The sequence below is a fragment of the Mesorhizobium sp. CNPSo 4684 genome (genome assembly GCF_057784315.1).
Map to the genome: position 1 here is coordinate 137,670 of NZ_JBWLUX010000013.1, position 12,059 is coordinate 149,728.

The following is a 12,059-nucleotide window of genomic DNA, read 5'->3' on the forward strand; positions in this document are numbered from 1 at the left end:
CGCTGCTTTGGGCGCCGAGCCCGCTCGGCAGCCAGCCCGATGATCAGGAAATCGCCAGGCTACGCAAATGGTGCTTCGACAATTTCCTGGTGCGGCTCGAATTGCTGCCGCCGTCGCCGGAGTTGCTGCGCGGCATGGATTCCAGCGACAAGAACTCATTGGCTGTCTACCATTACCTCAAGCAGAATGCATTCGACGTCGTCTATTTTGCGCTTGAAGGCGGACTGGCGCATTTCTCCAACCTTGCGAAGCGCACAGGCGTCTTTCCCGACCCTCCCGCGATCGTCGTGCTCGCGCATGAGCCGCTTATGTGGAAGCTGGAAGCCAATTCCCGGGCGGTCGAACGAAAGGAGCAGATGACCGTCGCGCACATGGAAAAGATGTCGGCCGAAATGTGCGACCATCTTGTCATCGCTGGCCAGTCGCTGCTCGACTGGATGGCCAAGGCGGCATGGAAGCTGCCCACCAGCCGTCACATTGCTGCGCCTCTCGAGCCGGAGGAGTGGCGTTCGAACTTCGCTGTCGATCACTACAGGCCGCGAGAGCGGCCCGCCGCCGAAGTGGTTCATTTCTCAGGCACAGAGGCGCGTGATGGACTGACGCTGTTCTGCGATGCGCTCGATCGTCTGGCCGACAGCGGCGTCACCGATCTGACAGTGACGGTTGTCGGCGCGTTCGGTTATGTCCTGGGCGAGCATTCGGGCGGCATGATCGTTCGGCGTGCGCGGCAATGGCCGTTCAAATTGAAGCTCCTGCCCATTCGCGATGAGCCTGATATCTACAGATACCTGCGGCAGAGTCATGCGCTAGTGGCGATGACACACTCAGCGGCTCAGCTTCCGCTGGAAGTGATGACGTGCCTCGACGAAGAGATCCCGTTCGTCGCGACAGATGTCGGCAGCATACGTGACGTGCTCCATCCGAAGTCGGCTGACGCCGTCATGATGGAGGCGTCCGCTTCCGCCGTCGCGGCCAAAATTGCGTCTGTGCTGGAAAGCCCATCGTTTGGTCCGGCAAAGCCCCTGCAAAAACGGGACGCGCGCGAGAAAGCCTGGAGTAGGCTGCATGCAAAATTCTCCCGTGAATCCGGTAAGGTCTCCAGTCGCAGCCGGAGCCGGCCACCGCTCGTTTCGATCATAACGGCGCACTACAACCGGGCGCGCCTGTTGCCCCAGGCGATTGCCTCGGTTCGGCGCCAGGACTATCCCAACATCGAATTGATCGTCGTCGATGACGGCAGCACCGATCCAGATGCAATCCAATTGTTGGCGGAGGTCGAAGCGGAGTTCGAGCAGCGAGGCTGGCGGATCATCCGGCAGAAGAACGGCTTTCTCGGCAAGGCGCGCAACACGGGAATCCGCGCCGCCAAGGGTTCACTGATCCTGTTCCTGGACGACGACAACGTGCTGTTCCCGAACGCCGTCAGTACGTTCGTCGCCGGCATGCAAAAGTCCGGCGCCGATATCTGCACGACCTTCGCCAAGTGGCTCAACGAGCCCTTCGTGCCGCCGGACACCAAGAGCGGCTACATGCTTTACTTCCCGGTCGGCGGACCTACGGACATCGCCTTGCTCAACAATCCGTATGGCGATGCCAATGCGATGTTCCGGCGTGAGGTGTTCGACAAGATAGGTTACCTGAACGAAGAGCGGGGGTTTTCCGCAAGCGATTGGGAGTTTTTCCTTCGCGCGGACCTGGCAGGTCTGGAGATCGTCCCCGTTCCGGAGCCGCTCTATTGGTACCGGTCGGCACCGACGGGCATGAATCGAAATGCCGAGTGGCTGAGGAATCGCAAGCCGATCATCGCTGTCTTTCGAAAGCATAGATTCGCGAAAACGGACATGTTCGTGCAGCTCGGCATCAGCTCGAACACCGACAATCATGAGAAGGAGCTCAACCTCTGGAATTTGGAGCTGCGCGTCAACGACGAGCGGTATCTCAGATTGAGTACGGGTCCCGCCAATACCGCGGACGCAATGCAGTTGCTGGCCGAGATCGCGGCACGCGAAGGCAGGGCGGATACCGCAATTTCGCTTCTCGCCCATGCAGGACGAACCGACTTCGCCCTGGGTGTGGCTGAAATACTCAACGCGGCGACCGAAGAGACCGTGCCGGAGTTGCATTCCTCACTTTACCGCGAGCAGTATCTTTCCGCCGAGCCCATGCGCCTGGCTCATGTCAGTTCGTATCCGGATGCCGATCCGGACCTGCTGAGCTATGTCGAACAATCGCCGGACCAGTTGTTCCTCGAAGCCAAGGGCAGCAATGTCACCATGGCTTTGCTGAAAGGCGTCTGCCCGCCGGGCGCCATAGGCGCGAGTTGTTGGGTTTACCTCGACGAGGAGCTGACGGGCTCTGCGCAGTTTCAGCTCGCGATCGTGGACGCAGAAAACCAGACCTTCAGCTATCTCGCCCAGCTGCTTGAGGATGAGAGTGGGAGCGGTTGGGCCGATGTCAGCCGACAGCACGAGGCGCGTGAGATAAGGGCGACCGTCAGTTCGCCGACAACCGGCCGACGCGATTTGCTGTTTGCAGTCAAATGCGGCGGCAGCCGCCCGGACGCGCGCGTACTTGGCGGCTTTTCGAGCGTCCAGATCCGCCATGCCGTTTCGACCGACGCGCGGCGCCCGCGCCTCAACGCACCGCAACAGCGCCAACGCATGCGTCGAATGACCAATGTTGAGATGAAGCGTGCGACGCTTGTGACGGACTATCCGTCCGAGCTGCCGACGCTGCTCATCGCCGGTGACAATGGCGGCATATTCCTGCGGCCGAACACGCATGGCCCGGTTGTCGCCGCCCTCAATTCGGCCTTTCCGGCCTTTGCCAGAAGTGTCATCGCGACGGTGGAGATCGCTCACGATGACGCATCCCCATTCGAGTTCGCCATGGCGCTGGGCAGGCAGGAAGAAAAACTCGTGTGGAAACACGATGCTCCTGTTGGCGCCTTGTCATTCTCCGGATGGACGCGCGTTTCGAGACCTTTCGAACTGCATGACTTGAAAGTTTCGATCCGCGAGATCGATCGCAAGTGGCTGACGATCTATCTGGCAATCCGGCTGCCACGCGGTTCGAAGCCGATGCCGTCCAATGCTTTCTGGCGCAAGCTTTTGCTGGTGTGGGACTGACAGGCACACGTCGTCTATCGCGAGAACGTTACCTTGTCGAAGCACTGAGTGCGGTAGCATCGGGGACGTTGTCAAAACCGCCGATTTCGCGCAAGCCTGATTGAGAGAGTGGCGATGGGCGGGCGGGCTTGATGCAGGTCTTCGATGGCAGGTAGCACTGTGCTGGTCACCGGCGCCCGCGCGCCGGTGGCGCTGCATCTGGCGCGGCTGCTGCACGGCGCCGGGCGGCGGGTAATCCTGGCCGACAGTCCGGCCCGGCCGATCGCTGCGGCGAGCACGGCATGCGCCGCCTACCATCGCCTGCCGCCGCCGCGCTTTGCCACTGATGCCTATGCGGAGGCCGTCGCATCTCTCGTCCGTACCGAAGGTGTGGAACTGGTCATCCCGACCTGCGAGGAGGTCTTCTATCTCGGCCGCCTGTGGCAGGACCGCGCCATGCCGGTCCACCTGTTCGCGCCCGACATGGCAATGCTTTCCCGCGTCCACGACAAGCATGCCTTCAACCGGCTGGTGCAAAGCCTCGGCCTCGACGCGCCGGAGACGACGCTGCTGCAAAGCGATGCCGATCTCGAAAGCGTGCGCGGCCATTCGCGCGAGCTGGTGTTCAAGCCGGTGTGGTCGCGTTTCGCCCGTGACGTGCTGCTGCGGCCATCGCCGGGCGAACTCGACGCCGTCCGCCCCTCGCCCGCCGCCCCTTGGGTGGCGCAGCGCTTCATCGCCGGCGACGAGATCAGTGCCTATGCGGTGGCGATCGAGGGCAAGCTCAAGGCGCTGGCGTTCTACCGGTCACTCTATCGCGCCGGCAAAGGCGCCGGTATCTGCTTCGAGCCGGTCGAGGATGCGGCTGCCCGGCGCTTTGTCAAAATCTTCGTCGCCGGCACCGGCTGGACAGGCCAGATCTCCTTCGACCTGATGCGCGAGAAGGACGGCACGGTGATGCCGCTGGAGTGCAATCCGCGCGCCGTGAGCGGCCTGCATTTCTTTCGCGATCCGCAGCGCTTTGCCGACGCTGTGCTGGACGACGGTCCGGAGGTGAAGCCTGATGTCACCAGGCTGCAGACAGTGCGGCTGGCGATGTGGATCTACGGACTGCCGGCGGCGCTGCGATCGGGCGGTCTTGGCCGCTTCCGCCAAACTATGCGCGAGGCCGATGAGCTGCTCGACTGGCCGGGCGACCCCGCTCGCAGAAAAGCGCAATGGCGCGCACTAGCCGAGATCGCCGGCACCGCACTGCGCCAGCGCGTCAGCCTGCAAGCCGCCTCGACGCGCGACATCGAGTGGAATGGGCCGGCCTCTCCGTGATTCCAACCAAACGCTTAGCGCCGCCCCTCATCCGCCTGCCGGCACCTTCTCCCCGTATAGTGACGGGGAGAAGGAAGCTACCGCGACCTCGGCGCTCCCCTTTGCAACGTTGATGATTGGCGAAAGCGGCGGTGATGGCGTTTTTCTCCCCGTCACTATACGGGGAGAAATGCCCGGCAGGGCAATGAGGGGCAGCGCGAACCTAAGCCGAGCCTGCACTAAAGCTCGATCTGATACACCCGCGGCTCCGCCGCCGCCGGCGGCATTTTGCCGTTCATGATCGCCGCTATGTCGCGGCGCAGGAAATCCAGCGGGCCGATCGCCGGCTGAACCTGCGGTGGGATCAGGGCATTGTCGCTGGCCGATTTCAGCACCCGGCGATCCTGCTGCAGGGCGAAGGCAAAGAGCGGCTGGAAGGCCAGCGCCTTGAGCTCGCCGAACAGGCCCTGACGTGGGCCGATGAGCCAGCCGACGCCTTCGACGGTCCGTTCGTCCGCCTGGCGCAGATGGAAAGTGGTCGCCAGTGCCAGACCGCCCTTGCCCCAATATTCCAGTTCGACGATGCCTGGATGGCGGTAGCGGCCGATGGTCCTGGCGCGCTCGCCTTCGAGGAGACGGCTGACCAGCCCCTGCTGGCGGTCCTCGCCGGTGTAACAGCTTTCGACCCAGCCCTCGCCGCCGGTCACCTCGACGCGCACGAGATGGCGCTTTGCGGTGAGACCGCGCAGCACGCCTTTGTGGGTGAAGTGGGTGTGGGTGGCGTCGAGAATGTTCTCGGCCGCGTCGAGCACCGTCGATTGCGCCGAACTGCGCACCCGCTTCACGACGACATCCTTGCCGTGCATGCAGTGGAGATAGGGCTCGACTTCGGGCGTGCCTGACGAGACGAAGACGACGCCGTCACGTTCGATCGCAGCGTAGCGGCGGACGCGATAGTGCGGGATGTCGCCGACATGGCCGGGAATGGCGGTGCAGCGTCCCTCGCCATTGTAGCGCCAGCCATGATAGGGGCATTCGATCTCGCCACCGACAACCTTGCCGGTCGACAGTTCGACCAGCCGGTGAGCACAGCGGTCGAACAGGGCTGCGATGCCCTGCGCCGAGCGGAACAGCACCAGCGGCGCGCCGTCGAACAGGATGCGCTTCGGCTTGGCTTGGATATCGGCGGACCGCATCACCGCCTGCCAATAGTCTTTGTCATTTTGCAGCCGGGCTTCGCTCAAAGCTCAAATCTCCTGAGCAGGGGAATGCCGATCTTCGCGAGCACAAATTCCATGATCCGCACTGCCATGCGTTGGCGGCGCGACAGATGGCCGGCATAGACGGCGTTGTATTCCACCGTCGCCACGGCGCCGCGCAAGCGTTTGAAGGCGGCGGCACCGGCGCTCATGTTGAAAAACAGGCCATGCGCCGTGGCATGATCCTGCGCCAGCGCCATCATCATGCGGTAGAGGCCCTCACTCACCGGCAGGCCGGTGTCGTAGCCGACGATCGGCTGCGTCAGTGTTCTGCCGTTCTTCGACAAAGCGGTAACGGCGACCAGTTCACCGCCCGGACGGCGCAGGCCCGCCAGCCGAAGAATGCCGCGACGGTGCATCTCGCGGATATAGCGTGCGGTGTAATGCGGGTTGAGCGGCGTGTATTTGTCGAGATAGAGCATCCGGTAGAGCGCCTCGCAGCGGGCATAGTCGGCCTCGATGAAATCGGCATCGCCGACCTCCTCGAAAGGCGTCGTGCGCAGGCGCTTGCGGTCGCGCTTCATGTCGTTGGTCATGGCCGAACCGCGGTTGGCGAAGATGTAAATCTGCCGCGCCGCCAGCATACGGAACCCTTCCGCCTTCAGCGCAGCGATGGTCGAGGGATCGGCGATCTCGTTCAGCGAGCGGATGAGAACAGCGCGGTCGGGAAAACGCACCTTGAGATCGTCTCGGATCGCAGCGACCGTCTTGCGGTCGAGCAGCGGCACTGGATTGGTCGAATAGAGCCAGTTGTTGACCTGCACCTGATGGTCGAGGCCGCTGGCCCTGACCAGCGGTGCGCATAGGCCGATCAGCATCCGGATCGCCTTTTGCAACAAGGGCGAGGAGACGAAATTGCGGGTCTCGTCGATGGCATAGTCGATATAGGCACTGGACGGGCGGCAGATATAGCAGTTGGGCGCCTCGCTTCTGTCGTTCAGCGTCAGCGGAAAGCAACGGCCGGCGATCTCGAAAGCCTCGACGGCCACCGTCAGATTGCGGACGAGGTCGCGCACCGGCACGTCGTTGAAAAGCTGCACGAAGGCCTCGACCTCACGCGGGTTGTTCTCAACCCGGTCGACCTGCTCAAGCGCCAGCGCGGAAGGCCGGTTCACGGCCCCGCTCCCAACCGGCATTCGACGCGGCGCAGTTTGCGGCCAGTCTCCAACGGCAAATTCTTTCGCAACAGGCTGATCGTCGCCGTCGCCTTGCGCCCCGCCAGCAGTGTCCGCACCGCCGCATACGCGGCAGTAGCCGCTTCGTCGGCAAGCTCGGGCGCGAGGCTGAGTTCGATCGCATCGGCAGCCGTCTGGACCAGGCGGAAATCGTCGATGCGCCTGTCAGCCTTGAGCACGGCATTGCGCAGGATGTCGGGCGTTACAAGAATCTGCCCATGCGGCGACGCCAGCCGGAAAGCATCGTCCATGCGGCCGACGATCTCATCCAGAGTGCGCAGCGGCGAGCCGCAGCGGCATGGAGTTTCGGAGAGTCGCAACAGATCGTTCATCCGGTAGCGCGCCATGATCTGGGTCTGGCGGCGAAAGGCGGTGACCAGCGGCATGACCAGCCCGTCGCCGGCCGGCTCGAACTCGAAGAACACCGAATCCTCGGCCAGATGCAGCCCGCCCTTTCGGCACGTGACGGCGAACAGCCCTTCCGTCGCCATGTAGATCTGGTCGAGTGGGCGCTCGAAGTACTTTTCGATGACAGGACGGTCGACCGGATCAAGCGTCTCGGCTGCGCAGAAGATTCGCCGCGGTGCCAGCCGAAAGCGCTCGGCCGCAAAATGCCGCAGGATTTTCGGCGGTGCGATGATGACTGTCGGCGCGAAATCCTCAAGCGCTGCGCGCCAGCTCTCCGGCCCGCGCGTCAGGTCGAAGAAGCCGAGATCGATGCGCCGCGATTTGCGCGCGCTTTCGTAGAGGCCGGTGTTCTGCGGCAGGACCACCGCCACGCGCTGCCGGCGCCACAGCAGATCGGGCACGGCCTTGGCCAGGATCGTGCCCAGCCACCGATATTTTTCCGCTTCCGAAATGACGAACAGACCGCGATTGCCCGACGTGCCGGTGCTGGCGCCGACCGTCAGTTCACCGATGCGGCCATCGCCGGCCTGCGCCTTCCAGGCTTCGGCGGCTGAGACGCCATTGATATTGAAGCGCTCGAAATTGGCCATCACCGTCGCCTTGTCGATCACCGGCAGGTCGCCGAGATGACGCGGCGGCTTGCCATAGAACGGAGCGCGCGGCAGGTCGCGGTCGAGAAAGCGGCGCAAGGCATGCGCCTGCCAGCGTTCGAAATTCCCGCGGCTCTTGCGCGAGAGCCATTGCGTCAGCGCAAACGCACGAACCGCTTCGGCCGGCCCGTTCATGCGCCTTCTCCAGCAAGATCGTGGGACGTCAACGCCGGATCATGGCAAAGCACGACCTCGCCGCCGGTTGCCAGAAACCGGCGCACCGTCGCGCTGGTCGGATCGAGCGCGGCGGCGTCCTCGGCCAGCAGGGTTGCCGGCAGACCAGGCGTCCGGTCTTCGACCAGCGCTCTGATCAACCATTGCGCATCGACGGCGTAGAGCAGCGGCCGCTCCAGATTGGGGAACAAAAGGCCAAACTGGCCATCGGCATGGCCGGGAAGATCGATGGCGACGACGCTGCCGTCGCCGAACAGGTCGGCACCGCCGGGCACATCACCACGTGGCTCGACACGTCGCTTCGACGACAGTCCGTCGAGCCGTGCCTCGAAATCCGGCGGAAACAGTTCCTTGAAAACGCCGTGGCGCAGATTCTGCCGAGCTGTCTTGGCCTTGGCGCGCGCCCAGGCGGCGTCATTGGCGATGAAGCGGGCATGGGGGAACAGCGACAGGCCCGACATGTGGTCGGCATGGAAATGCGTAACAATGACGGTTCGCACATCCTGCAAAGACAGGCCGAAGCGCGCCAGCAGCGGCAGCGGCTGCTCGGCTTCGTTGAGCTCGGGCCGAAGGATCGCACTGTAGAGACGCAGCGCGGTGCTGCGGTCGCTCCCTTGAGTCACGTGCGGCGTGTAACCGGTGTCGATCAGCACCGGACCCGACTGCGGATGCAGGATCAGCCCGTAGCGGACACGCAGCCTGACCTTCGCCCAGCCGCCGCCGCGCAAGATCAGGCGCTCGGACGCGCTGACAGAGGCGCTGTTGGCGAAGACGATCTTCATGCCAACCCCCGATTTTCCGCCGCCTTACCGAAGGTGCGATCGAGCCCTTCCTCGAAGGACACTTTCGGCGCCCAGCCGAGGATGCGGCGGGCCTTGGCAATGTCGAGGCTCTGGGCGTAGGCGAACAGGCCAAGACCGTAGCGCGTCACCGGCGGCTCGGGCCGGCCGGGCAGAAGTTCAGCCACCGTCTCCGCCAACCCGGCCGCCAGCATTGCGGGCAAAAGCGGCATTTTGCGCCAGCGCGGCTGTACACCGGCGCGGGCGCAGGCCGCCTCGGCAATGCGCCGCACCGGCACCACCTCGCCGCTGGAAACGTTGAAGATCTGCCCCTCGGCAGTGCTGCCAACAGACAGGGCTGCAAGCACGGCATCGACGACGTCATCGATATACGTGAGATCGATGCGCGCCTTGCCGTCGCGGAACAGCGGCAGCGGGCGCTGCCGCGCCACCTGCAGCAAGCGCGGCAGCAGCGTGCGGTCGCCGGCGCCATAGATGCCGCGCGGCCGCAGCACCACCGGGCCGGTTTCGGGCGCCGCCAGCACGATCTCCTCGCCCTGCCGCTTGGTGCGGGCATAGTGGTTGACCGGAGGGGGCAGGCCGGAGTCCTCGCTGACGCCGAGCTGGTCGCGATAGGCGAAACAGACCGTCGGGCTGGAGATGTGGACGAGGCGGCGTACGCCTTGCCGGCGGGCAAAATCGACGATGTTGCGGGTGGCCACGACATTGGCCGTCTCAAAGTCCGCCAGCCTGCCGAAGGGCGCCGAAAGAGCGGCACAATGGACGATCGCATCGACGGTTCCGAGATCGCGTTCGGCAGCAGCGTCGAATGGTTGGGATAGATCGAGGCGAACGACCTCATGACCGGCGGCCTCGAGCGCGGCGCAGCGTCTGGCATCCCGGCCAAGGCCGAGCGCCGGTGTGCCCATTGCCGCCAGCCGCGCCAGGACATGCGAGCCGAGGAAACCGCTGGCGCCGGTGACGAGCACGCGTCCCATGGTCAGGCTTCCAGCGCCATGCCGCCGAACGACACGCCGGCCGAGGTGCCGAGGAACAGCACTTTGGCGCCCGGCGCAATGCGCCGCTCACGGCGCGCGACATCGAGCGCAAAGGGGATCGAAGCGGCGATCTGGTTGCCGTAGCGCGCCGCGATATCGATCAGCTTCTCCGGCGCAAAGCCGGTCTGACGCGCCATGTGGGCGAGCGCGAACGGGCTCGCCTGGTGCGGCACGACGACATCGACATCGTCCCGCCGCCAGCCGGCACGATCGAGCAATTCGGCAACGAAGCCGTTGAAATGGCGCGACGTGACGCGAAACAGTTCCTTGCCGTCCATGTGGAAGAGGCTGTGGTGGGCGAATTCCTCCGGCTGACGGTGAAAGTCGAAACGTGTGCCGCCGGAGCCGATGCAGCAGGCTTCATAGGCCGAGGGATAGGTGCGCATCAGATTGGCCGCCACCCTGCCCTCGCCGGGCGCTGCCTGCCGCACCACCGCGGCCGCCGCGCCATCACCAAACAAGGCCGCGATTTCCGGCTGATCCCGCCACGGCAAAGCGCGCGAGGCGATCTCGGAAGAAAACACCAGCGCGGTGCGGCATTGCCCGGCCTCGATCAGCCGCGACGCCGTCTCGAAAGCGGTGAGGAAGCCGAGGCAGGTGCTGTTGACGTCGAAGGCGGCGGCCGATCCATCCGCCAGGCCGAGACGCTGCATGACCAGCGGCGCGGTCGACGGCAGCGGCTGGTAAGGCACGCCGCAACCGCCGATCACCAGATCAACGCTGCTGGCATCGATGCCGGCATCGGTGAGTGCGAGGCGCGCCGCCGCACAGGGGAGATCGACCTGCGATTCGGCCTCGCAGACATAGCGCTCAATGACGCCGGTGGCAGCTTCGAGATGGCCATCGCCAAGCCCCAGCCGCGCGTCGAGACTGCGCGACGTCACGCATTGAGCCGGCACGGCCCGCCCGGTTCCGATGATCTTGACCCGCATTCTCAGCCCGCCAAATGAGCCTGCATCCACTCAATCCATAAAACGGATCCAGTGTGATGGCCATCATCAACACGAATGCGCGGGAACTGTGGAGACTTCAGTTGGATTGCGCCTAGAATCTCTCGCAAGTATAAAGGCCGGTATTGGAGGCGGTTATGGCTAATTCTTTTTCTCGCTTTATTTCTTCAATGTTTGGCTCATCCAATGCCAAGCAGGAAAGAAAAGCCGGGGCCGGCAGAGCCGGTATAGAGGGCTTGATCGGAGCTGAATGGCCCCGAGACTTTCAGTTCCTTTTTATCGAACCGCAGGCGAAGGATGTCGCGGAAGCGTTGGACGGCTGGAAGTGGATCGGGCTGGACGACCTTGAACCAGCTGCCGTTTCAGCTTTCGGCGACATATTTTTCCGCGCTGGCGACGGGTCGATTCATCACCTTGATATGCTGGATGGAAAGTTAGCCAGGATCGCTGGAGACTGGTCGGAATTTCAGGCCGACTTGCAGAATGAAGCGCGCCGCGACGAGTTGCTGCTGGCGGGTCTTGTCCTTGCCGCCCGAAAGAACGGACTGATCCCGGCAGCCGGCCAATGCTATGATTTCAAGAAGCCGCCGGTGCTTGGCGGCGAAATGAGTCTGGGAGAGATGGAAACGACGTTTTTCGTTGTGAAGGTGCATATCGCCGGCCAAATCCATCGGCAGGTGAAAGATCTCCCGCAGGGCGCGAAGATAAACAAGGTTACCATCAGCGACGGCTGACGCGCCTTAAGCCTTGCGCTCCCAGCGCCTGTCGGGCGTCTGTTGCCAATAGGTGACCGCGTGGCCGGCCTCCTTCAACGTCTTCCAGTGCGTGCGGGCGCCTTCGACCTGGGCTGCGTCATGGCCGTCGAACAGGAACACGGCGCGTTCGTAGCCGGCGAGATCGGCGGGTGCCGCGCCATCGACGAGGAAACGGATCTGCGCCTGGTTCGGATTGGCTTCGCTCGTGGTCAGGAGGATCGGCTGCTCGGCAGGATAGGCTTCGCGATCGGTCGCATGGGCCAGGAAGGAATCGTCCCTGAATGTCCACAGATGCTGGTCGAGCGCGTCGCGCCGCTCCTCGGTGCCGGTCTGCACCACGGCGCGCCAACCGCGATCGACGCTGCGCTCGAGCAGGCCGGGCAGCGCATCCTCCAGCGTCGATTCGGTCAGGTGGTAGAAAAGGACGTCGGCCATATCCGGC

10 protein-coding genes are annotated in these 12,059 nt (G+C 63.9%); 3 read left to right on the forward strand and 7 right to left on the reverse strand.

The window, feature by feature from the left end:
• Nucleotides 1-89 precede the first annotated feature (89 nt).
• The gene (locus AC04SG_RS14650) at nucleotides 90-3,128 is read left to right on the forward strand and encodes a DUF6212 domain-containing protein (protein ID WP_488551624.1); all 3,039 of its coding nucleotides are present in this window, start codon (nucleotides 90-92) and stop codon (nucleotides 3,126-3,128) included.
• Between the two features lie 144 nt (nucleotides 3,129-3,272).
• Nucleotides 3,273-4,430: an ATP-grasp domain-containing protein gene (locus tag AC04SG_RS14655; RefSeq protein WP_488551625.1), complete on the forward strand. Its 1,158-nt coding sequence runs from the start codon at nucleotides 3,273-3,275 to the stop codon at nucleotides 4,428-4,430.
• 218 nt (nucleotides 4,431-4,648) lie between these two features.
• Here the strand turns inward: AC04SG_RS14655 and AC04SG_RS14660 are convergent, their stop codons facing one another.
• The 6 genes from AC04SG_RS14660 to AC04SG_RS14685 are packed head-to-tail and all read right to left on the reverse strand — an operon-like array spanning nucleotide 4,649 to nucleotide 10,844.
• Nucleotides 4,649-5,653, reverse strand: coding sequence for a Rieske 2Fe-2S domain-containing protein (locus AC04SG_RS14660; RefSeq protein WP_488551626.1), 1,005 nt, complete (start codon nucleotides 5,651-5,653; stop codon nucleotides 4,649-4,651).
• The gene (locus tag AC04SG_RS14665; RefSeq protein ID WP_488551627.1) at nucleotides 5,650-6,783 is read right to left on the reverse strand and encodes a GNAT family N-acetyltransferase; all 1,134 of its coding nucleotides are present in this window, start codon (nucleotides 6,781-6,783) and stop codon (nucleotides 5,650-5,652) included. Before AC04SG_RS14665 ends, AC04SG_RS14660 begins: the two co-directional genes overlap by 4 nt.
• A complete protein-coding gene (locus AC04SG_RS14670; protein WP_488551628.1) occupies nucleotides 6,780-8,036 on the reverse strand; it encodes a F390 synthetase-related protein in 1,257 nt (418 codons plus the stop codon). The genes AC04SG_RS14665 and AC04SG_RS14670 overlap by 4 nt, the downstream gene beginning before the upstream one ends.
• Nucleotides 8,033-8,857: an MBL fold metallo-hydrolase gene (locus AC04SG_RS14675; protein ID WP_488551629.1), complete on the reverse strand. Its 825-nt coding sequence runs from the start codon at nucleotides 8,855-8,857 to the stop codon at nucleotides 8,033-8,035. The genes AC04SG_RS14670 and AC04SG_RS14675 overlap by 4 nt, the downstream gene beginning before the upstream one ends.
• Entirely contained in the window at nucleotides 8,854-9,852 is a 999-nt protein-coding gene (locus AC04SG_RS14680) for an NAD-dependent epimerase/dehydratase family protein (RefSeq protein WP_488551630.1), read from the reverse strand. The genes AC04SG_RS14675 and AC04SG_RS14680 overlap by 4 nt, the downstream gene beginning before the upstream one ends.
• Nucleotides 9,853-9,854: 2 nt before the next feature.
• Nucleotides 9,855-10,844, reverse strand: coding sequence for a 3-oxoacyl-ACP synthase III family protein (locus AC04SG_RS14685; protein WP_488551631.1), 990 nt, complete (start codon nucleotides 10,842-10,844; stop codon nucleotides 9,855-9,857).
• 155 nt (nucleotides 10,845-10,999) lie between these two features.
• On the opposite strand from AC04SG_RS14685, the gene AC04SG_RS14690 reads away from it, so the two are divergent.
• Nucleotides 11,000-11,596: a T6SS immunity protein Tdi1 domain-containing protein gene (locus AC04SG_RS14690; RefSeq protein ID WP_488551632.1), complete on the forward strand. Its 597-nt coding sequence runs from the start codon at nucleotides 11,000-11,002 to the stop codon at nucleotides 11,594-11,596.
• A 6-nt stretch (nucleotides 11,597-11,602) separates the two neighbouring features.
• Here AC04SG_RS14690 and AC04SG_RS14695 read toward each other — a convergent pair whose 3' ends face one another.
• The gene (locus tag AC04SG_RS14695; RefSeq protein ID WP_112397329.1) at nucleotides 11,603-12,052 is read right to left on the reverse strand and encodes a DNA polymerase III subunit chi; all 450 of its coding nucleotides are present in this window, start codon (nucleotides 12,050-12,052) and stop codon (nucleotides 11,603-11,605) included.
• Nucleotides 12,053-12,059 lie beyond the last annotated feature (7 nt).